This is a genomic window from [Clostridium] aerotolerans DSM 5434, assembly GCF_000687555.1.
GTDB classification, from domain to species: domain Bacteria; phylum Bacillota; class Clostridia; order Lachnospirales; family Lachnospiraceae; genus Lacrimispora; species Lacrimispora aerotolerans.
The window spans coordinates 116,493-137,774 of record NZ_JHWJ01000009.1 but is presented as its reverse complement, the minus strand read 5'-3'; the positions used below and the strand labels follow the sequence as shown (position 1 = coordinate 137,774).

20 protein-coding genes are annotated in these 21,282 nt (G+C 43.2%); 4 read left to right on the top strand and 16 right to left on the bottom strand.

The window, feature by feature from the left end; all coding sequences use genetic code 11:
* Positions 1–12: 12 nt before the first annotated feature.
* The 8 genes from T546_RS0113535 to T546_RS0113500 form a co-directional block, all read right to left on the bottom strand.
* Complete coding sequence (locus tag T546_RS0113535) at positions 13–1,770, bottom strand: type 2 periplasmic-binding domain-containing protein (RefSeq protein ID WP_026892073.1); 1,758 nt, start codon at positions 1,768–1,770, stop codon at positions 13–15.
* Between the two features lie 14 nt (positions 1,771–1,784).
* Positions 1,785–2,705 carry a carbohydrate ABC transporter permease gene (locus T546_RS0113530; RefSeq protein WP_026892072.1) on the bottom strand — a complete coding sequence of 307 codons (921 nt, stop codon included), beginning with the start codon at positions 2,703–2,705 and terminating at the stop codon, positions 1,785–1,787.
* Between the two features lie 16 nt (positions 2,706–2,721).
* A complete protein-coding gene (locus T546_RS0113525; RefSeq protein WP_026892071.1) occupies positions 2,722–3,654 on the bottom strand; it encodes an ABC transporter permease in 933 nt (310 codons plus the stop codon).
* Between the two features lie 320 nt (positions 3,655–3,974).
* Positions 3,975–5,375: a sensor histidine kinase gene (locus T546_RS0113520; protein ID WP_026892070.1), complete on the bottom strand. Its 1,401-nt coding sequence runs from the start codon at positions 5,373–5,375 to the stop codon at positions 3,975–3,977.
* Between the two features lie 4 nt (positions 5,376–5,379).
* Complete coding sequence (locus T546_RS0113515; protein WP_026892069.1) at positions 5,380–6,078, bottom strand: response regulator transcription factor; 699 nt, start codon at positions 6,076–6,078, stop codon at positions 5,380–5,382.
* Between the two features lie 71 nt (positions 6,079–6,149).
* Positions 6,150–6,359 (bottom strand): copper chaperone CopZ, encoded by a 210-nt coding sequence (gene copZ, locus T546_RS0113510; RefSeq protein WP_026892068.1) that lies wholly within the window; start codon positions 6,357–6,359, stop codon positions 6,150–6,152.
* Positions 6,360–6,398: 39 nt separating this feature from the next.
* The gene (locus tag T546_RS0113505) at positions 6,399–7,121 is read right to left on the bottom strand and encodes a hypothetical protein (protein WP_026892067.1); all 723 of its coding nucleotides are present in this window, start codon (positions 7,119–7,121) and stop codon (positions 6,399–6,401) included.
* Between the two features lie 7 nt (positions 7,122–7,128).
* Positions 7,129–9,609, bottom strand: coding sequence for a heavy metal translocating P-type ATPase (locus T546_RS0113500; RefSeq protein WP_026892066.1), 2,481 nt, complete (start codon positions 9,607–9,609; stop codon positions 7,129–7,131).
* Positions 9,610–9,757: 148 nt separating this feature from the next.
* On the opposite strand from T546_RS0113500, the gene T546_RS0113495 reads away from it, so the two are divergent.
* From T546_RS0113495 to T546_RS0113485, 3 genes are all read left to right on the top strand, one after another.
* The gene (locus T546_RS0113495; RefSeq protein WP_026892065.1) at positions 9,758–10,117 is read left to right on the top strand and encodes a winged helix-turn-helix transcriptional regulator; all 360 of its coding nucleotides are present in this window, start codon (positions 9,758–9,760) and stop codon (positions 10,115–10,117) included.
* Positions 10,118–10,415: 298 nt separating this feature from the next.
* Positions 10,416–11,720, top strand: a complete 1,305-nt coding sequence (locus T546_RS0113490; protein WP_026892064.1) for an MFS transporter — start codon at positions 10,416–10,418, stop codon at positions 11,718–11,720.
* 237 nt (positions 11,721–11,957) lie between these two features.
* Positions 11,958–13,310, top strand: coding sequence for an APC family permease (locus T546_RS0113485; protein ID WP_026892063.1), 1,353 nt, complete (start codon positions 11,958–11,960; stop codon positions 13,308–13,310).
* A 46-nt stretch (positions 13,311–13,356) separates the two neighbouring features.
* On the opposite strand, the gene T546_RS0113480 is transcribed toward T546_RS0113485, so the two are convergent.
* The 5 genes from T546_RS0113480 to T546_RS0113460 form a co-directional block, all read right to left on the bottom strand.
* The gene (locus tag T546_RS0113480; protein ID WP_026892062.1) at positions 13,357–13,584 is read right to left on the bottom strand and encodes a DUF6485 family protein; all 228 of its coding nucleotides are present in this window, start codon (positions 13,582–13,584) and stop codon (positions 13,357–13,359) included.
* Between the two features lie 174 nt (positions 13,585–13,758).
* Positions 13,759–14,133, bottom strand: coding sequence for a prenylated flavin chaperone LpdD (gene lpdD, locus T546_RS0113475; RefSeq protein ID WP_051629833.1), 375 nt, complete (start codon positions 14,131–14,133; stop codon positions 13,759–13,761).
* An 18-nt stretch (positions 14,134–14,151) separates the two neighbouring features.
* Positions 14,152–14,718, bottom strand: a complete 567-nt coding sequence (locus T546_RS0113470) for a UbiX family flavin prenyltransferase (protein WP_026892060.1) — start codon at positions 14,716–14,718, stop codon at positions 14,152–14,154.
* Between the two features lie 4 nt (positions 14,719–14,722).
* Entirely contained in the window at positions 14,723–15,451 is a 729-nt protein-coding gene (locus T546_RS0113465) for a DUF554 domain-containing protein (RefSeq protein WP_026892059.1), read from the bottom strand.
* A 26-nt stretch (positions 15,452–15,477) separates the two neighbouring features.
* Complete coding sequence (locus tag T546_RS0113460; RefSeq protein WP_026892058.1) at positions 15,478–16,962, bottom strand: UbiD family decarboxylase; 1,485 nt, start codon at positions 16,960–16,962, stop codon at positions 15,478–15,480.
* A gap of 262 nt (positions 16,963–17,224) precedes the next feature.
* Between T546_RS0113460 and T546_RS0113455 the strand changes: the two genes are divergently transcribed.
* Positions 17,225–17,680: a hypothetical protein gene (locus T546_RS0113455; protein ID WP_034599283.1), complete on the top strand. Its 456-nt coding sequence runs from the start codon at positions 17,225–17,227 to the stop codon at positions 17,678–17,680.
* Between the two features lie 49 nt (positions 17,681–17,729).
* Here the strand turns inward: T546_RS0113455 and T546_RS0113450 are convergent, their stop codons facing one another.
* From T546_RS0113450 to T546_RS0113440, 3 genes are all read right to left on the bottom strand, one after another.
* A complete protein-coding gene (locus T546_RS0113450) occupies positions 17,730–18,554 on the bottom strand; it encodes a MerR family transcriptional regulator (protein WP_026892056.1) in 825 nt (274 codons plus the stop codon).
* Positions 18,555–18,661: 107 nt separating this feature from the next.
* Entirely contained in the window at positions 18,662–19,180 is a 519-nt protein-coding gene (locus tag T546_RS0113445) for a DUF2318 domain-containing protein (protein WP_026892055.1), read from the bottom strand.
* Between the two features lie 156 nt (positions 19,181–19,336).
* The gene (locus T546_RS0113440; RefSeq protein ID WP_026892054.1) at positions 19,337–21,193 is read right to left on the bottom strand and encodes an urease accessory protein UreH domain-containing protein; all 1,857 of its coding nucleotides are present in this window, start codon (positions 21,191–21,193) and stop codon (positions 19,337–19,339) included.
* Positions 21,194–21,282: the final 89 nt, after the last annotated feature.

Here is a 21,282-nt window from a genome sequence, read left to right as displayed (position 1 = left end):
ATGATGAAAAATCTACTTACTCTTATTGTTGTATTCTTCCACCGCCTTAATTCTGGAGTCCGCCAGATCCTTCGCATTCTTCATATCCACCTTCAGCACCTGTTCATATCCAAGACCTTTGACCGTATCCTGCATGTGTTTTAGGATGCTGTTAAATTCTGTCTCATCCTTTGCAAAGATCATCTTCCAGGAATCATCTACGATCACTGCCTTACACTGTCCACGAAGGGTGGTAATATCGGAGCCTTCTTCCGGCTGTAAATAGGAAGTCCCCGGAGCCACTGACAGTGCATGGTTATTTTCCAGAAATTCAATGGTCGTCTTTGCCCCGCCGGATTTTTCCTGCCAGTCAAGATCCAGGGGCGTTGTTCTCTTTGCTAATTCCGAAGACCACATGCTGGTCAGATAAGGCTCATTGATTCTGGGGTCAATGTCAACAATTGACAAGGTTTTAAAGTTTAACGCGCATACTCCATCCTTCCAGGAGCCGCCGCCCCACTCTTTTGGGACAGGTACATTATTATTAGGAAGTGCCTTTTCCCCAAAGTCTGTAAAGACTGCTTTCCCGTCTTTCATCTCCCAGGTCAAGCCTTCAATTCCTGCTGCTCCATTGGCCTGCCCTGCCATCTCCATTCCTTCCGGTGAATACAGCCAGTCAATAAATTCTGCAATTCTTTCCGGATGCTTTGTCTGGCTGCCAATGGCTATAATCGTCTTTCCATTGCCATTTGGATAGCAGCCGAAGGAAAACGGGGAACTTCCCTTTATATAGGCTGGCATGAACCCTTTTCCCATGTTCTTGTGTTCCACTGTATTATAATAGGACGATCCCTGAAAGGACCAGAGAGAGGTCAGAATCTGACCGTCACGGTATTTATCCGATAAGATATCGTAATTTTGTGTGGTCGATTCCGGGTCAACCACTCCAGCCTGATTTGCCTGAAACAGAAATTTCAATGCTTTTACATAATAGCCATCACTGGAGGTAATATCCTGGCTATCACTTCCGTCTGCTTTGACTAATACAAAGCCAATTTCATTATAACCATATAAAGAGGCGTAGTTTTTCGTTCCTACCATCATGTTGTCATCCCAGTCTTTGAACAATGAGATGGCATAAGTCTTTTTGCCAGAATCGCTTTTCGGCGTGTTCTCCTGCATGGATTTCATCACCGGAATAAAGTCCTCCAAAGATTCCATTGCCGGATATCCTATGGCCTTATAAGAATCCCATCTCACGTATGGAGATACCAGCGGCTCGATCCCCTCTGAGGATACTAACGGTGACTGATTGGATATTTCACCTGGAATGCCAAAGATTCCCTTGGTCTCCAAATCTCCGTTCATGAGATCAATGGCTTCTTTATAATTGGTTAAAACTGCTTTATCTTTTAGTAGACTTGTCATATCCATAAGAAGTCCGGCTTTTACCATATTTTCAAAGCGCCCGTTCTCTGTTTTAGAAATGATAAGATCTCCCAGATTCCCTGCGGCAGAGCGGGTCTGGAATAAAGTATCTCCGCCTCCTGCCACATTAGGAGCAATAATGTTAAGCTCCATATTAAATTTATCCTTTACTACCTTTGCAAACCAGCCGGACTGAATTCCCTGATAGTTCGCCAAGGTATCAAATACATCTACGGTGATGAATTCATCCTTATTTCCATCGCCACTGCCAGATGAACTGGTAGTTTCCTTGCCGCATCCTGCCAATATGGTTGTGGCTGTCATAACCGTACAGAGCAGCAAACTTAAAATCCTCTTTTTCATTCTCTCTCTCCTTTTTAACCTTTCACCGATCCGATCATAATTCCTTTTACAAAAAACTGCTGGAATAGCGGATAAACAAACAAAATGGGCAGCACTACGATAACAGACACCGTCATGCGGATAGAAGTTGGCGTCTGCTGAGAGGCCAGGGCAACGGCACTCACGGCAGAGGTTCCATTATTTCGTACCATTGCCGCCAGAGAACTGGCCTGATTGATATACGTATATAATAAATACTGTAAGGAATATAATTTCTGATCCGTCACATAAATCAGGGTATCCTGAAATGAATTCCACTGCCCGACTGCTGAAAAAATCGCCACAGTAGCCAGTATGGGTTTTGCTGTGGGAAGTATAATCCTTCTAAATACAGTGAAAATCCCCGCTCCATCCATCTCTGCTGCCTCCTGTAAGGACCTTGGTATGGATTCTATATAAGTCTTAACAAGAATGATATTAAATGGCTGAATAATGACCGGAATGACGTATACCCAAAAGGTATTGGTCAGATGCAGTGTCTTCATGGTAATAAACATCGGAATGAGTCCTGCATTAAAATACATGGTAATGATGAAAAACCGATACCAGAACCTCCTTTTCCACATCTTCTCCTGGGTGAATATAAATCCCAAAAACCCGGAGGCCAATACCGTAAAGGCCGTACCGATCACAGTTCTTCCAATGGATACAAGAGCTGATCTTAATAAGCCATTGATTAATAATACCTGCTTATAATTATCAAAATGGATAGATCTGGGCAAAAAACGAATGGAACCATTGGCGCTTAAATCATTGGCGCTGATGGTATTGATGATCATATAGTAAAAGGGATAAAAACAGATGAGAGTGATCACGAAAAATACGAAGTAATTTATTATGTTAAAAGTCAAATCATTGCATTTTATTATTTTGCGTTTCTTATTCCTGGTTCCCACGAAACATCCCCCCCCCCTAAATAATGGACTCCCCGCGTGTTTTCTTGGATACAAAGTTTACTATGGCCAGCAAGATCAAACTGATTATGCTCTTTAACATACTGATGGCAGTGGCAAGGGACAAACTGCTTCCTGTCATACCTATATTATACACGTACAGATCCAATACCTGAATATGCTCTTTGTTAAAAGAATTCTGGAATACATAATACTGGTCCATTCCATTATTTAAGAAGTTGGCAACCGACATCATCAGTAAAACAAAAAACGTGGGCATCAAAGATGGAAGGGTGATTTCCTTCATCAGACGGAACCTGTTGGCACCATCGACCCGGGCTGCTTCATAAAGCTCTGAATCAATTCCGGCAATTGCTGCCAGATAAAGGATTGCCCCCCAGCCCAGTCCCTTCCACACATTCCAGAAAGTCATCCAAGAATAGATATGAGCATCACTGTCTAAAAATTTAATTGGCTGCGTAATGACTCCCAGATGCAGAAGCAGAGAATTTATCATACCGCCGTCTGTAAACAGGCTGAATGCCACAGAATAAACCAGTACCCAGCTAATAAAATTAGGAAGTGCTGTTAAAGTCTGTACCACATTCTTAAACCATTTGCATTTTATCTCATTGAGAAATAAGGCAAATCCAATTGGAAATACAGAGGTAAGAATCCCCAAAAAGCTCATTGCAAGTGTGTTCTTCATGACCTGAACGATCTGCGCGACCTGGGTTTTATTTGCAAAGAGCGTCTGAAACCATTTCCAGCCTACAAAATCACACTGAGACAATTTAAGAGGTGGTTTATAATCGTAAAAAGCATAAATCCAACCATGCAGCGGAAAATAGGAAAACAGAAAACTCAGTATGATAAACGGTACAATACAGTAAAACAACCTGCGGCTTTGCAACGTGGTCTTTGATGCTTTTGTTGTTACAGACTTTTTCATTCCTTTCACTCCTTCACGCTTTGCTGAACCTTACTTTGTTTTATTTATTATATCATTCCGCTTTTTTCGAAGCATACCAATGAAATCTGACTGTTATTATAGAAAAAAACGATATTTTTTACTTTTCTTATAAAACCTCTATTTCTTTCCATACTTTGTGTTGATTATTGCCGGTAATATTTTACCTTAAAGTAACATATCTATCAGCTGAATTTCACAATTAAACCTTGCATCCACCTGAAAGCCTTATACATGCCACATGTAAATATCATGCTTAGTACACAAAAAAAGACAGGAACTGTTTTTTCCTGTCTCTTTTATTACAATCTCACCTTATTCATAGCCTTTGGAAGGCTTACGGTAAAGCTGCTTCCCTTCTCCAGGGTGCTTTCTGCCACTACATTTCCACCGTGGGCTGTGACGATGGACTTTACAATGGCAAGTCCGATCCCTGCACCTCCCGTCTTTCTGTCTCTGGATTTATCGGAACGATAAAACCGCTCAAAGACCAGGGAAAGCTCTCGTTCCGGGATTCCAATTCCGTTATCACTTACCTTTATGATGCCGTCATTTGAAGTTTCCGAAACTACCACTTTTATGCTCCCACCCTCAGGTGTATATTTCATTGCATTGGAAAGAAGATTTGCGACCACCTGGCTGATCCGGTCCTTATCTGCTTCCACCATTACGGACGAGCCCTCTAAGTCAAAGGATAGGTTTCTCTTTAACAACTCTCCGTTCATGGTGTCGGATACAATTTGTACAAGGCTTAAAAGATCTACCTTTGATTTCTTTAATACCAGATTTTCACTTTCCATTCTGGCAAGCTGCTCTAAATCAGCGACCAGAGTGCCTAGACGCTTTACCTCTTCAAAACAGCTGCTAAGCCGGCTGTAGGTAGGTTCCCACAAGCCCTCCATCATTGCCTCCAGATGAGAGCTTAAGGATGTAAGGGGGGTTCTTAGCTCGTGGGCTACATCAGCAGTGAGACGTTTTCTTAAGCTCTCCTGCTTTCCCAGACCGTCTGACAGCTGATTGATGGCTTCTGCAAGATCGTCAAGCTCCTTAATTCTGGTGCCAGGCTCAAACCGTATGTTATAATTTCCTTCCGAAATCTGCTTTGCAATGTAGGCAGTCTTAGTAACCGGACGGGAAATCCTCCTGGCAAGCAAACAGCCAGCAATGATAGAACAAACACCAGATAAGATTCCTATGAAGATCAGCACCTTATTCATGACATTGATAAAATCAAAATCAGCTTCGTTCATGAAAAATGGTCCGTAATATTTAATGGAAATACTTCCAATCTCTTTTCCATTCTGGTTCAGCTCATAGACGTTGTCCACAAAGCCGCCTTTGGAGCCTCTCTCTTTCATTCGAACGGATATTTCATCCATGATCTGTCCACAAAGACTCATATCATGATTTTCAGCATCCCATACTACGTTATGGCCTGCATCATAAAGCTTTATGATATAGCCGTCATATAGGGCATTCATTCCAATGGCATGGACATAATCCTGCTTCCAGACCCGTTTTAATCCATCATACTGCTTTCCTAGCTCATCAACAATATTTTCCCGTCTCTCTTCTCCCAGCTGAATGATATATTTTTCAAACTCCCGGTTAATGAGCCAGTTGGAAAGAATTCCTGTTAAAAAGACGGTAAGAAACAGGATGAGAAAAATGGATAGAGAAAGCTGTTTTCTTAAGCTTTTCATGGCTTCACCCTCCGAACTTATATCCAAGGCCTGGTATGGTCAGGACATAGACTGGGGATTTAGGATCGTCTTCAATCTTTTTTCTTATGTTCTTGATATGGCTGTCAATGGCTCTGTCGTAGCCTGCAAAGCCTTTATCCATGGCTGTTTCAATCAGCTCTTCTCTTGTAAATACCTTTCCGGGGTATTTGATGAGGGCTGATAATATGTTTCGCTCACTGGGAGTCAGAGTCACAGGCGTTCCATGTTTCTTTACCTCATTCTTTTCAAAGTCCACGATGAGATCTCCATCCCGCCAGGAATTTAACCTGGTCAATGGGATTAAATCAGGCTCTGTTCTGCGAAGAACGGCTTCGATTCGGGCATAAAGCTCCTTTAAGCCAAATGGTTTAATCACATAATCATCGGCTCCAAGGGAAAAGCCTTCCACCACATCATTTTCCTCTACCTTTGCCGTAAGCATGATAATGGGAACCCGCGACTTTCTCCTTATGGCACTGCATACCTCTTCTCCCGAGAGATCAGGAAGCATCAGGTCAAGAAGGACGAGTGAGATGTTTTCGGCCTCAAATATCTCCAGTGCCTTTTTTCCATTTTCCGCAGGGATGGGGCAAAAGCCTTTGCTTTTTAAAAGAAGGCAGACGACCTCCAGGATCTTAGGCTCATCGTCCACCACAAGTACATTTTTTAAGTTCTTAATCATCCGAACACCTCAATCCATATCCAAAATAAGCAGGAAAAGCGGGAACCGCCCTTAAGCGATTCCCGACTTCTTTATTCCACTACGTCGTAGCCCTGATCTTCAATTTCAAATTTGATTTTGTCAACCGGAGCCTTATCCGGATCATGATCCACGGTTACTGTTTTTGCTTCTAAGTCTACGGAAACGTTAGACACTCCATCTACTTCTCCGACTGCTCCTGTCACTGCTTTCACACAATGCTGACAGGACATACCTTCTACTTTTAAAATTGTTGTTGCCATTTGTAATACCTCCATTATTTTATTTTATTTTATTTTATTTTATTTTATATTAAAGGGCTTTAAAAATTTGTAAACCTCAATATTTTTCCCGTGGTCCATAACAGGAACCGTGGCATAGACCCAGCCTTCTACCTTTTGAGGATCAACCCCAGCTGCCAGCAGTGGCTCTGGATTTAAGACGAATACAATATCCTTATCCTGATCTTTGCCTGATGCGGTATTGGTTTCCATATTTTTGGCCCATTCAAACATGTTTCCATCCCCCAGCTTCAAGCCGTAATGATCCATGGCTGAATGATAATTAATGATATCTGGGTTATATGTTCCAATCTGCCTGTAGGCGGATATGGCATCTGCCTCGCCGCTTAATGGCGTTCCTTCCTTACTAAACTTACTTCCTACGAGGAATGCTTCCCCATCCTTTTTATAAATATCAGGAAGCTTACTCTCATCGAGTCCAGCGTCTAAAAACGGCTTTGCATCAAATTTAAGCATAACATCGTATACCGGGCTTTTTTGATAATCCTCACTCCAGATAACGCGTACGCTGTCATCAGGTGAAGTTAAGGACCAGCCTCCACTCGTCTCGTCACGCTTAACAGCATCTGGAAGTGCACCGATTACTGCCTCAAAGGATTTTTCTGACCCTTTTCCTATTACATCTAAATTGCCTTCTGCCGTTCTCACAACACCTACTGTTATGGCCGCTGTAAGTATCACTGCGGCTGCAACAGCTCCAATCAGTTTTCCATTTTTATTCATGGCTGGTTCACCTCTTTCCTGTCACTGGCTTAAATCTCTTAAGCCTTAATGCGTTAGTCAGTACGGAAACAGAGCTTAAGCTCATGGCGGCAGCTGCAAAAATAGGATTTAACAGCGGGCCGTTAAAGAGCAGATGAAGAAGTCCTGCTGCAATAGGAATTCCAATTACGTTGTAACCGAAGGCCCAGAACAGATTCTGCTTGATGTTTCGTATGGTCTGCCGGCTTAAATGAATGGCGGTCGGCACATCCATTAAGTCAGAACGCATGAGCACAATATCAGCGGATTCCATGGCTACGTCAGTACCAGAACCAATGGCAATTCCAATATCAGCCTGTGCAAGCGCTGGTGCATCGTTAATACCGTCTCCTACCATGGCAACCTTTTTGCCTTCTGACTGGAGTTTCTTCACTTCGCTTGACTTATCCTTTGGAAGGACCTCGGAAAGCACCCGGTCGATACCAACCTGTTTTGCTATGGCAGCGGCAGTTCTTGCATTGTCTCCCGTAATCATCGCCACTTCCATTCCCATCTTATGAAGACTTTCAATGGCAGCCCGGCTTGATTCCTTCACTACATCAGCCACTGCAACGATTCCGGCTAAGGTTCCATTCATAGCCACATACATAGGAGTTTTGCCTTCCTCTGCCAGGCGGTCGGAGATTTCCTCCATGCCAGCCATGGAAATATTTCTCTCTTCCATCAGCTTTCTGTTTCCGGCAAGAATATCTTCTCCCTGAATGCGGGCCTCGATTCCACGGCCTGTTAAAGCTTCAAACCGTTCTGTGGCAAATAGCTCAAGTCCGGCTTCCTTAGCCCCCAGTACAATGGCCTGACCAAGAGGGTGTTCTGAATCCTTTTCCGCAGAAGCGGTAAGCTGTAACAGGGTATCTTTATTAATACCTTCTGCCGTAAGAACATCCGTTACCGTTGGTTTTCCTTCTGTGATGGTACCAGTTTTATCAAATACAATGGTAGTTATCTTATGAGCGGTCTCAAGTGCTTCTCCGCCTTTAATAAGAATTCCGTTCTCAGCTCCCTTTCCTGTTCCCACCATGATTGCAGTTGGTGTGGCAAGACCAAGAGCACAGGGACATGCAATTACCAGTACGGAAATAAAGATGGTAAGCGCAAATTTTAAATCTCCACCGGTACCGAAATACCAGGCAATACCGGCCACCAGTGCAATGGCACAGACAACAGGAACAAAATATCCGGAAACGATATCTGCCAGCTGGGCAATGGGTGCCTTGGAGCCTTGTGCATCCTCAACCAGCTTAATGATCTGAGCCAGGGCTGTTTCGCTGCCGATCTTTTCTGCTTTAAAACGGAAGGCACCAGTGGTATTTATGGAGGCCGTATAGACCGGATCCCCCTCTTTTTTATCTACCGGCATACTTTCACCGGTAAGCATGGATTCATCAATGGAGGTATGGCCACTTAAAACAGTTCCGTCTACGGGAATTTTTTCTCCCGGCTTTACTATAATAACATCTCCTATCTCCACTTCGTCAATAGGAATTTCCTTTTCTATCCCATCCATAAATACAGTAGCTGTCTTAGGAGCCAGGCCCATGAGCTTTTTAATGGCTTCGCTGGTTCTGCCCTTTGATACTGCCTCCAGGGATTTTCCAAGAAGAATCAGGGTTATAATAACACCGGCTGACTCATAATAAAGTGCATCTACAGCCATAAAATGACCGGCTGCTATCTGGAAGGTATTATAAATACTGAAAAGCACAGCTGCTGTGGTACCGATGGCAATCAGAGAATCCATATTGGGGCTTCTCTGGATCAGGGCTTTAAATCCTATTGTATAGAACCGATATCCCACTGCAATTACCGGTATCACCAAAACCATCTCCAAAAGCGCATAGATCAGCGGGTACCGCATAGGCTCAATCCCTGCCGGAAATGGCAGACGGACAAAGGATATCATAGGAGCCATGGCAATATAGAGAAGAGGCAGGGAGAAAACAGCAGAGACGATGAACTTGGTCCACAGCAACTTAATTTCCTTTTGCTTTCTGGCCCGGTCTTCATCCGCCGCATCCGCTTTATCCGCTTCCAAAGCCTGATAGCCTGCTTTTTCAATGGCCCCGCGAATCGCAGACAGCCTTACGGTCTGAGGGTCGTAAGTTACCGTTGCCTTTTCCGTTGCAAAGTTTACGGAAGTCTCATCGATTCCTTCTAACTTACCAATAGCCTTTTCCACTCTTCTTGCACAGGCGGCACATGTCATGCCTCCAACTGGAATGGTCACTTTCGCATGCTCGGTTCTCTCTGCGACCTCGTATCCGATTTTGGTAACTGCTGCCTTAACAGCAGAAAGATCCACACTATCGCTGTCGTATTCCACAAACAGCTTTTCACTGGCCAGATTAACATTGGCCTGGTTGACTCCGGAAACCTTTCGCACGGTTTTTTCAATTCTCTGTGCGCAGGCAGCACATGTCATGCCACGTATATTTAACATTTCACTTGCCATTCTCGTTCACCTCACCTTTATTTTTAAGAACTGCCTTGAAGTTTTTTGTAACTCATGATATTATTATGACAGTTATTATGATTTTTGCAAGTATGTACTTTATTGTAACATAGTACCCAAAAGGATACTAAGAAGGAGGTCATTACTTATGGATTGCAACTGTAACGTTTACCATTGCCCTGTAGATACTACCTTAAATATGATCGGGGGTAAATATAAAGCCCTAATTTTATGGCACTTAACAGATAAAACCCTGCGTTTTGGAGAATTACGAAAAATGATTCCTCAGGCCACTCCAAAGATGCTTACCCAGCAGTTAAGAGAGCTGGAGGATAACCACTTAATTAACCGCACCGTGTATCCTGTGGTTCCTCCAAGAGTTGACTATTCCCTGTCCGAGCTGGGAATCAGCATCCGGCCTATTTTAGAGGCGATTTATTCCTGGGGTACCGATTATTTACATCAGAATGGGCTTGAAGCCAGCTGTTCTATGGCAATGCATTCCTGATCCAATGGTTCTTAGCCATATAGAAAAACACCAGCTTTTTATTGTCATTGGAAAGCTGGTGTTTTTATTTTTGCCAGAATCTTATAAATCTATGAATCTGTTTGCTTGACACCAAAAGAAGTGGAGAGGTATACTTTTATTAATAAATATAATGAAATTACGAGGAAGACAGATATGAGATTATGCATTGGCTCTGCTCCGTGTAAGGTCTGAGAGGGACGAATTTACACGGAGAGATTTCACACGTCCTGCGGACTTTGCACTTCTTAATTAAAATAAAATTTTAAGGAGCAAAGTCATGTATCATCATTTTAAAGAAAACGTAAAGGAACTTCGAACATTCCTTATTTTATGGGGGACACAGTCCTTCTCCTCACTGGGCAGCTCCATGACGAGCCTTGCCCTTGTGATTTGGGCATATGAACAAAAGGGATCTGCACTGACTACGGCATTACTGACCATCTGTTCTTATGCGCCTTATGTGATATTCAGCATATTTGCCGGTTCTTTTATCGACCGGAAGAACAAAAAACTTATTATGCTGGCAAGCGACAGCCTGGCTGCTGTTTGTACCGTTTTAGTACTTATCCTTTTTTCTACAGGAAGGCTTAGGATCTGGCATTTGTATTTCCTTAACACAGTGAACGGACTTATGAACACCTTGCAGCAGCCTGCCGCAGATGTGACAGTCAGTTTACTCACTCCGAAAAAGTATTATCAGAAAGTCAGCGGGCTTCGTTCCTTATCAAATTCCTTTGTTACGGTTCTGGCTCCAGTGCTGTCTACTGCCCTGCTTTCCTTTGCAGGCTTACGGCTGGTCATCCTGTTTGACTTAATCACTTTTTTTACAGCCTTTGTTTCACTTTTATGCTTCATAAAGATTCCCAAAATAGAGCCAGACAAGGAACAGGTGGGGGAATCTCTTCTGGAGTCTGTAAATGGCGGGTTAACTTATTTAAAAAAGGAACGGGGTATCCTTGACCTTATCTTGTTTCTGGCCGTGATTAATTTTACAGCCTCTATTTTTAATGCCGCTCTTCCGCCTATGATGCTTTCCCGGGCCGGAGGCGGGAAAATAGAACTTGGTATGGTAAATACAGCCGCAGGACTTGCCACACTGGCAGGAAGCATTCTGGTAACGCTTCTTCCTGCTCCGAAAAGCCGGGTAAGAGTGATATTAAACTGTCTGCTCTTTTCCATGAGCACTGAGAACTTCATTCTGGCCCTTGGAAGAACTACTCCTGTCTGGTGCTTTGGGTCTGTCCTTGGCTGGATTTTAATTCCCGTTATGGGAGCTAACATGGATGCCCTGCTTCGTACGAAAATACCGGTAACCATGCAGGGACGGGTATATTCTGCAAGAAATACGCTGCAGTTTTTCACCATACCCCTGGGTTATTTATGCGGAGGCATACTCATCGATCAGGTTTTTGAGCCCTTGATGGCACATCAGGCTCCCGGCAGTCTTCTTTTACAAGTCTTTGGATCAGGAAAAGGCTCTGGCGCTGCCCTTCTCTTTTTTATAATCGGTATTACAGGCGCTTTATCCTGTCTGCCTTTTCGTCTGGACCGGCATCTATGGGAGCTGGAGGAAACAAATTAGAGGAATGTTTACAATCATTTTGCACAGGATGGCTCTTATGGCCGCCTGTGCATTTTTATACCCTAAAAAGCAAAAATCTTGATGAATTATATCTGATTTTGTGTTAAAATAATAAGAGTTTCGTCAACAAAAATGGGGGCCCAAACGATATAAAATTAGTTTTTGGGGTAATTTATTTATGTATGGTGAAAAAATAAAGACAAAGGAATTCTATTGAAGAATAGGAATGGTCGAACAATGGAACCAAAGTTAGAAAAAAAATATGGTCTTATTACAGCCATTGCCATGGTTGTGGGCATCGTGATCGGAAGCGGTGTTTTTTTTAAGGCAGAAAAGATCCTTACGGCAACGGGAGGCAATCTAAAACAGGGAATCCTGGCCTGGGTAATCGGCGGCATTATCATGATTTCCTGTGCTTACACCTTCTCTGTAATGGCTACCAGATACCAGTACGTCAATGGAGTGGTAGATTATGCGGAAGCTGCCATGGGGAAAAAATATGCTTTTTATGTAGGCTGGTTTATGGCAATCATCTATTATCCTACCATTACCTCTGTGTTAGCCTGGGTATCCGCCCGTTATACCTGCGTAATTCTGGGTTTTTCCATAACCGGCGGCGAATGTATGACAATCGCATGTCTCTACCTGGTTGCCAGCTTTACACTCAATGCCTTATCTCCTGTCCTTGCAGGTAAATTTCAGGTAAGCACGACGGTCATTAAACTGATTCCGCTTTTTTTAATGGCAGTGGTGGGAACCTTTATGGGAGTGAAAAGCGGTATGACTGCTTACAATTTCACTCATTATGTGTCTCAAAGTACAAAAGGCGGCTTATTTACTGCCATTGTTGCAGCCAGCTTTGCTTATGAGGGCTGGATCATTGCTACCTGCATCAATGCAGAGCTAAAGGATGCAAAAAAGAACCTTCCTCTGGCGCTCATTGCCGGAACTTTTATTACCATGTCCGTTTATATCCTTTACTACATCGGACTGGCAGGAACCATTAAGAATGAAGTCATGATGGCAGGCGGAGAAACAGGTGCCAAGCTTGCATTCCAGACCATCTTCTCTTCTGCTGGCGGTTCTCTTTTATTTGTATTTGTTATTATCTCATGCCTTGGGACCTTAAATGGCCTGATGCTTGGCTGTACCAGAGGAATCTATTCCATCGCAGCCAGAGGTCTCGGACCAAATCCAAAGGTTTTCAGCCAGGTGGATCCTACCACCAATATGCCTGTTAACTCTGCAATTCTGGGGTTATTTTTATGCGCTTTATGGCTCCTTTATTTTTATGGAGCAAACTTAACCTCTAGCTGGTTCGGATTTTTTACCTTTGATTCCTCAGAGCTTCCCATTGTAACAATTTACGCACTTTATATTCCTATCTTTATCATGTTTATGAAAAAGGAAAAAGAGCTTACATTTTTCAATCGGTTTCTCATGCCAAGCCTTTCACTTTTAGGCAGTATCTTTATGATCATAGCGGCATGGTTTGCTCATGGAATGGCTGTTGTGGCATTTTTAATTGTATACTTAGTTGTAATGGCGATTGGTGCATTGATTTTAAGAGGAAAGAAGATATCACTTTAATAAGACAAAAAAGGAAATCCTGATAATCTTCGGATTTCCTTTTTATTTACTGAGTTTTTGTTTTTTTATTCTCCAGATAGAACTTTACAAAGCTGTCAATGGTGAATTCCTCAAGCTCAGAAGTATCGTCACTAATTAAATGAAAGAAGCAGCCCGGCATCTCACCCTTATTTAAATTCTTACGTATACAGGGATCGCAGCCCATATCGTGATTTGTGGGATGCAGCTTACATGTTGTCTCGTTGCAGGTACAGAAGTGATTCTCATTCGCCATAATTCTTATCCTCCAATGTCTTATGCAGATCCATTCGGATTTGACCCTTTTGTAACCGCTATTATAACAGGCTTTTATTAATATGTAAATATAGTTATTATTATCATTTTCATATGCTTATTCTGTCATATGTCGTTTTATCTCTTCCTGTTACAAAGCTTTGGTCTTTGGCTCTTATTCCTTGGAATTAAAAAAATGGATAATTTCTTCCAGAAACTGGCAGCATCCATCATACAACTTCTGAAGATCCTCAAAAGACAAATGGTCCACATGGATGCCACAGACACATACCGTTACATGGTTTGTCTTTGCGGCTATTTTTTCCGCGAACAGCTTGGCCAACACGTCGTCCTTATGGCCAAGGCAATTTAATATGGAGGTAGTGGCACTAATCCCCTCCCCCGTCAGGCTGGGACGGGGAACGGAAAGTGCTGTACTCCCAATATGAGGAAGGTCGCCTCCATATAAGAGAACGCAGATATCATCTCCCATGGCATTTACATCACAGCGAACTTCTGTACCGTTAATAACCTTTTTAAACGTTTTCATGAGACTCCTTATTCATTTCTATTCCCACCGTCTGAAGCCTTCCACCTTAATTCCTGCTGCATCCAGAATCTTTCCTGCGATATGGAAATTAATGTCCTCCAGGGACTTTGGCTTACTGTAGTAAGATATGACAGGCGGCAGGATAACCACGTTTTGAAGTCTGGATAAATACTCCATATTCCGTAAATGAATGGGACTAAGCGGCGTTTCCCTTGCCACCAGAATCAGCTTTCTTCTTTCCTTTATGGTCACATCTGCTGCCCGAAGAAGCAAATTATCGGAATAGCCGCTGCAGATTCCTGCTATCGTCTTCATGCTGCACGGGACTACGATCATGCCTTCTGTTTCATAGGTTCCACTGGCAATGCTTGCACCAATATTTTTATTATCATGACACACATGGGCAAGTTTTTTAAATTCCTCCAGCATCATATCAAGCTCGTGAAGAATGGTCTCCTCCCCGCCTTTGCTGACCACCAGATGAATCTCATAATCCGGTAACTTCTTTAACTGTCTGATACAGGCTGCTGCCAGAGGGGCTCCGCTTGCTCCGCTGACTGCAACTACAATTCTCTTTTTATTCATAGGCTTATAACAGGCTCATGATGACATGGGACCAGAAGTAAGAAAAGGGCATGACAAGGACCATGGCAGGAAGCATGTTAGCAATTGGGAAGGATTTAATACCAGAAATACGAAGTCCGGTCGCCAGCATTAAAATACCTCCACAGGCGGTAAAATCACTGAGCATCTCCTTATTGGTCAGGGGCATGATAATGGAGGCACTAAAAAAGAGGAGTACCAAAACCACGAACTGAGGCACGCAGACAGTGCAGGTAATATATCCAAGGCTGGCTGCAAAAATAGCTGCGGTGAAAAAGTCAAGGATTGACTTTGAAAACAAGATGGTATGGTCTCCGGTCATACCTGCCTGCAATGCTCCGAAAATACCGGTTCCGCTTGCACAGAACAGTACCACAATGCTTACAAGCTTCTGCATGAATTCTTCCTGACTCATGCCAGAATCTTTCCCGGAAAAGATTCTTGATATTGGTGCCTGTACCTTCTTTGCTACTACCGTGATTCCATATTCCAGATGAACAAGCTCACCAATGGCGGTTCCAATAATAACGGCAAAGACCACCGCTGGTAAATAGGATAATTTTACAATGGCCGTAATTCCCATGGACATGGAAGCCACACCAAAAATCAGGGTCAGATTGTTGCGCAGATGCTCTGGTATTTTATTGCCCAATAAGGCGCCTGCAGCACCCCCTGTCAGTACTGCCAGGCTGTTGACGATTACTCCAATCGGCATATTTGCCACCTCTTATGTTGTATTTTCTATTTCTTAAACATGTCCGGAACCCAATGGGAAGGATCTACATCCATAAACTTTGCCCTCTGGAACCGATGCTTTTGATCAAATGGTACGGTACAGTCGAAAATTGTTTTGCAGGCAATTCCATGATCACGGATGGAGGGAGAGTTTGCCGGGTCATTGGAAGGATCCAATGGATGACAGCGTACCCCTGGAATGCATACAATACCGGAATCTCCCTGCATACGGGTATTCATGGCCCAGACAACATCGTTGATATCAAATGGGTCTACGTCCTCATCTACAAGGACCACCAGCTTTAATTCACTGAATGCAGAGAACGCAAGAAGTGCTGCCTGGCGTTGTCTTCCTTCATCACTTGGTATCTTTTTGCAAAACTGGAGCACAGCCATGTATTTACCGCCGCCGCTGGAGGCACAGTAAACATTTAAAAGCTTTCCTGGCATTGCCTTCTCTACCATCTGTAAAATACTGGCTTCCGTCGGGATACCAGCCATGCTTACGTGCTCTTCACTTGGTCCGATACAGGTCTGCATGATTGGTTTGGTTCTGTGGGTTACTGCCTTTACCTTGATAATGGGAATCTCAGGGTTTGCAGGTCCTGTATATCCAGGGAACTCAGGCATAGCCTTTCCGGTATTGGTGTTTTGATCCTCTCTCACACGGATTCCAGGAAGAAGCTCTCCTTCAATGACATATTCTGCATTGGCAATGCACTTTTCATCAATGGTAAGGCACTGGGTAAGCTCTACTCCTTCTTTTCGAATGGCTCCGGCAATCTCTAACTCATTAAAGCCAAGAGGTGTTGTAGGCGGTTCAAAACAGGAAGCGATTTCGATGGCAGGGTCTACACCGATGCTGATGGAGATGGGAAGCGGCTTTCCGGCTGCTTCTGCCTTTTCCCTGAATACCCCAAGATGTCTGGAGCCTGGCACAAAGTACATGGAAATCTCGTCCTTACTCTGAAGGCAGAGGCGGTGAATGGTCACATCAGATTCCTTTGTTTCCGGGTCAGAGGCATAGCACATGCCTAAGGTTATGTAAGGTCCAGCATCCTCTTCTGTATTGGTAGGTGCAGGCACCAGTTTTCTGATATCAAAGTCAGGGTCTGTGGCGTAATGAACCACTTCCTGGCATTTTGCATCCTTCTGATCGATTACCACTGGCTTCACCGGGTTCTTCACAGATTCATTTAATAGATGACCCAGACGCTCTGGAGCCTCATCAAGAAGATATCCCACTCGTTTGCGGCTTGCAAGGACGCCAATGGCAACTCTGGCATCTTCGTGCCCTGTTACCTTGTTAAATATCATGGCAGGACCTTCCTGGGTGGGGCGCATAACCGTACCGCCCGCTCCAACATGGCGATACACTCCGGATAACTGAGCATGAGGATGAACCTCCACATCAGTTTCTATCAGCTGTCCTGGAATTGATTCCAGAAGCTCTAAGGCAGAACGCAAATCATTCACTTTAATTTTAGACATAAATAATCCTCCTTGTACTTTTTCATTCATCGGCCGTTAAGGATACTATGCGCTATATTGTAGCTATACAGTCAAGGGGTTTTTCTTATTATATTTAAAATATTTTATATTACGGAAACATAGACAATTCTGCTGCTGACTTAGGGCAGCTGTTTTTTTACTTTACAGAGTTCCTGAAAGTGCTTATAATAAAAAAATTGAGGACACAGCTTTGTCTGATGATTTCAAATGAATGCAGGTCTTACCTATGAGGAGGTTTTACATGAATCTATCCTATGTTATAATTATCATACTTTTATTAAAAATTTCAAATATTGCAAAAGGAAAAACAAAAGAAATAAAATTCCCCAATTTATGGTTGGTGCCGGTGTTATTCATTGGAATGTTACTGGAAGATCACCTGAAACAGGATTTTACACTTTCTTATGAAATGCTTTTATCTTTGATGGTTTTTGGTACAGCCGGTCTTTTGACTGGATGTATTAGAGGGAAGTCATTGCGGTATCAGTTGGATTCCAATAATAAAATTATTTACAAAGAATCCTATTTAAGTCTTATTATCTATATTTTGATTATTGCCGCAAAGCAAGGTCTGCGATTAATTGGTGGACCAAGCGCCAGTTTCATCGCCTCAGGTCTTATGTTTTTTGCCTGTGGATCAATCCTTGGAAAATGTTCTTATATCACGTACCGCTATCTTCACCCTGAGCGCATTTAAAAATCTCAACGAAAAAAGGCTGCCAAAACGGCAGCCCTTTTGTTTCGATTCAATTCTTTACAACCGGAATCTGTAAGCAGCAATAATCTACATTGTGCTCTGAATTATAAAAGGTGGTATCAAGCAGACATAAATCCAGGGCGTCCCCGATAATCCTGTAATTGTTCTTCTCGGCCCATTCCATCAAATAATGAAAATCCTTTTCTTCATAGGGATAGGAGTATTTGTACATACAAAGATACGTTCCTCCAGGAATCTCTTCTACTCCTGGCAGACCAGGCTGAGGATATGGAAGCACCACAAATATCCCTGAATTCTCATAGAGATCTTCAGTATAGAACTGTTCATAACGAATGAGAGTGCCGAACCCGCAGGAGGGAATGGTGTCGGAATCAAATAGCTTGTTCCATGCCTTCATCAACGTAAGATGAAGAACATTCTTTCCTGGCCGCTCCTCAAACGGTACAAACAAGACCTGCCTTTGAGGAATCTGTTTCAGCAGAGGAGTTTCCGCCTTATAAGTTTTTTGGGAGTCCTCATAAAAATTAATTCTCTTTTGCAAATACATCCTTGTGAGGTTCAGCTCTTTCATCTGTTCATCAATGACATTTTTCTGCAATTCCAACAGATTGATGACAGATTCTAAATTTCTGGATTCTATGTTCTTTTTAATATCTTCAAGCTTTACCCCAAGCTTTTTTAACAGACAGATCTCCCTTAATACCGGAATCTGGTAAACGCTGTAATAGCGGTATCCGTGATCATTGGTAAATGTGGGCTTTAATAAGCCGATATGATCATAGTAAATAAGGGTCTGGCGGGTGAGATGATGAAGCTTTGCCATTTCACTGATTGTAACTAATTCATTCTCCATGTTGTATTATTTCCTTCTCCTGTGATGTAGCCAATGCATGATCACAGTATACCATGCCTGCCTTTCTACTTACAAGATGAAGCTTTTCGACTCAGGAGAGTTACGGATTAATAAGATTTCTTCCAGTTAGCAAATATCTGCTCTGACTCCTTTAGGAAATCTGATGGAATGGTAATGGATTCGTCTGTCACAGTCTTATTTTTATCAAAGATAGGCCATGGGTTACAGCCGCCTGCTTCCACCTCTACCAGATCCATGGAGAACTGGTTTCCGCAGTTTTGACATACTAATTTATCACCTTCCTGTTTATAGTAGCCTCTTCCTGAACCAAAACAGATCTGGCACGTATTAAATGCGGTACGGATGGTTCCATCCGGTGCCTTCACTGCTAAAACCTCCATTTTGGTTCCATCAGCCGTTACGGGATAAAAGCTGGCTTTGTCACTGATCTCGCTTACGGGGATTACCAGATCTCCGGAGGCATTCTGATACTGTGCTGCCTTATCCGAAGAACCGCTCTCCTTCTTATCCTTGGCAGAACAGGCAGTCAGGGCCATGAGGGCCAGGGCCATAATGATGATGGTACGGAAAAATATCTTAGTTTTATGTGTAATGATCTGATTCATTTACAAACCTCCTGAATATGAATTTACTTATGGTTTACGATTTTCCCCTTAAAAAGAACATGGCTGCAATCAAAAAGGCTGCCGGTATAATACAATGCCAATGGCTTAAAATTAAGTTCATGAACGAAGCTCCTTTCCCAGATTTTTACGATCTGCCTACTGACAGCAGGAGCCTCCTGCCCCCTGAAAGGTGGTATCGGGCCAGATCTGAGTCTGAAAGCTCCCTATCTCTTTCTTGATTTCATTTAAATCCATTTTGCTTATATCATCCACTACCTTGATATAGCCATAAGAGGTATTATCTCCGTTGGAAAAATCAAAGCTTCCTGCCGGTGTGAAATACAACCGGTTGTCTCCCGGTTCCAAAGGAACCTGGGTCGCAAAATCAGGCACAAGTATGGTCGTTCCATAGTTATTTCCAGTGGTGCTGTCTATGATATTCCATTCCACGTCAAGACCAGACTTTACCACTGCGGCAGCTGGCTGAAAGCCTTTATCTGTCAGCTCCATGGTAATCTTTTGAATGGGATTTCCATTTTCATCTACGGATTCTTCCCCTATGGCAACATTATCGGTGGGAATCGTGACCCCTGCCGGAACTGGCTTATCAAGGAGATTTTCTGCCTCATTCCCAATAGTTCCAGTGTCAGGAGCCTCTTCTGTAATGGATATGGTTCCCCGTATCATTCCCATCCAGCAGCTGTAGGAGACCTTTCCTGTCTTTTCCGGAGTAAATTCTATGACATTCTCCCCGGTCTGAAAGGTATGCTCAATGCCGAAATCCCTGATGATCATACGGTTGTTGCAGCCATTGATGCTGCCTTTTGGCGCATCGATGATCCATTTGACAGGAATCCCTGCCTGTACCTTTATATTGGGATATTTGCCGGAGGATAGGGTACTGTTAATGATCTGAACGCCGTCTTCTATCTTCTGGGCAGGCTGGTTTTCCTGGCCATCCCCGTTATCATTTTCCTGAGCAAACGCCAGGTTGGGTACGGATACCCCAGACAGGCTAAAGCCCTGAGTCACCATGGACAAACCAAGGACTACCACAAGAACCGCTCCCGCCGTCATGATCTTACCGGCAAACTTTTTCCCAAGCACCGTTGAAAGCGCACCTAATCCGAACATTAATGGTACGGTACCCAGGCTGAATAAAAGCATGGAAAGAGCACCGGAAAAGGGATTGCCTGTGGATAAGGCATAAATCTGCATGGCCTGCAAGGGTCCGCAGGGCATAAAGCCATTTAGGAGTCCCACAAACAGAGGGCTGTTGCTTTTTTCTTTCTCTTTATACACTCTTTTAGCCAAAAATCCAGGCATTCTGGGATTCAGCTTTCGCAGCCATGGGAAAATTCCAAGCATATTGATTCCCATAATCACCATGAAAAGACCGGCGATCAGCTTTAAAATTCCTTGCAGGGTGGTAGAAAAGGTAAATACAGACCCTAACGCTCCTACCACAAAACCGATGACGGTATAGGACAATACTCTTCCGAGATTATAAAGAAAGGTAGGCCGAAGAGCTGATAAACGGCCTTTTTCAGTAGAATCTCCTGCCGTATAAGGAATGCACTGGGATAAGTTTATGCCGCCGCACATGGCCACGCAGTGGACCGACGTAACAAGACCGATGACAAAAAGCATTCCATAGCTCATGGTCTGATCTGCAAGCTGACCTGGTGTCAAAAGGGTTAACAGTCCGGTATTTTCAATTACCATATAAAGTGCAGCTATGATGAGCAGGATTCCCGTAATCCGGCTGACATCTGTTCCCTTTTTATCCTGATCCGTAAGCACCATATAATCCAGATTCTCAATAATACCTACAATAGTCTTATAAGAAATGATATCCGTGTCATACGTCACATTTGCAGTTCCTTCGCTGTAGCTTACTTCTGCGCTGATAATCCCTGCCGTGTTCTTAAGCTTTTTTTCGATCTTATTCTGACAGCTTACACAGGTCATGCCGCCAATGCGCAGCACTCTTGTTTTTACAATAGATCCCATGGCCATCCTCCTTATGATTTCTGATGAAAAGAATAGCAGGACGATATGTAGAAGTTGTGTAGATGAGAATATTTATGTAAAAAAGCATG

Coding starts and splice junctions, on each gene's coding strand:
- T546_RS0113500 (WP_026892066.1), bottom strand. CDS start 9,609: ATGGCAAGTGAAATGTTAAATATACGTGGCATGACATGTGCTGCCTGC.
- T546_RS0113520 (WP_026892070.1), bottom strand. CDS start 5,375: ATGAAAAGCTTAAGAAAACAGCTTTCTCTATCCATTTTTCTCATCCTG.
- T546_RS0113470 (WP_026892060.1), bottom strand. CDS start 14,718: ATGAATAAAAAGAGAATTGTAGTTGCAGTCAGCGGAGCAAGCGGAGCC.
- T546_RS0113515 (WP_026892069.1), bottom strand. CDS start 6,078: ATGATTAAGAACTTAAAAAATGTACTTGTGGTGGACGATGAGCCTAAG.
- T546_RS0113495 (WP_026892065.1), top strand. CDS start 9,758: ATGGATTGCAACTGTAACGTTTACCATTGCCCTGTAGATACTACCTTA.
- T546_RS0113465 (WP_026892059.1), bottom strand. CDS start 15,451: ATGCCGATTGGAGTAATCGTCAACAGCCTGGCAGTACTGACAGGGGGT.
- T546_RS0113450 (WP_026892056.1), bottom strand. CDS start 18,554: ATGGAGAATGAATTAGTTACAATCAGTGAAATGGCAAAGCTTCATCAT.
- T546_RS0113535 (WP_026892073.1), bottom strand. CDS start 1,770: ATGAAAAAGAGGATTTTAAGTTTGCTGCTCTGTACGGTTATGACAGCC.
- T546_RS0113480 (WP_026892062.1), bottom strand. CDS start 13,584: ATGGCGAATGAGAATCACTTCTGTACCTGCAACGAGACAACATGTAAG.
- T546_RS0113525 (WP_026892071.1), bottom strand. CDS start 3,654: ATGAAAAAGTCTGTAACAACAAAAGCATCAAAGACCACGTTGCAAAGC.
- copZ (WP_026892068.1), bottom strand. CDS start 6,359: ATGGCAACAACAATTTTAAAAGTAGAAGGTATGTCCTGTCAGCATTGT.
- lpdD (WP_051629833.1), bottom strand. CDS start 14,133: ATGAAAACGTTTAAAAAGGTTATTAACGGTACAGAAGTTCGCTGTGAT.
- T546_RS0113455 (WP_034599283.1), top strand. CDS start 17,225: ATGAATCTATCCTATGTTATAATTATCATACTTTTATTAAAAATTTCA.
- T546_RS0113460 (WP_026892058.1), bottom strand. CDS start 16,962: ATGTCTAAAATTAAAGTGAATGATTTGCGTTCTGCCTTAGAGCTTCTG.
- T546_RS0113505 (WP_026892067.1), bottom strand. CDS start 7,121: ATGAATAAAAATGGAAAACTGATTGGAGCTGTTGCAGCCGCAGTGATA.
- T546_RS0113440 (WP_026892054.1), bottom strand. CDS start 21,193: ATGGGATCTATTGTAAAAACAAGAGTGCTGCGCATTGGCGGCATGACC.
- T546_RS0113485 (WP_026892063.1), top strand. CDS start 11,958: ATGGAACCAAAGTTAGAAAAAAAATATGGTCTTATTACAGCCATTGCC.
- T546_RS0113445 (WP_026892055.1), bottom strand. CDS start 19,180: ATGAATCAGATCATTACACATAAAACTAAGATATTTTTCCGTACCATC.
- T546_RS0113490 (WP_026892064.1), top strand. CDS start 10,416: ATGTATCATCATTTTAAAGAAAACGTAAAGGAACTTCGAACATTCCTT.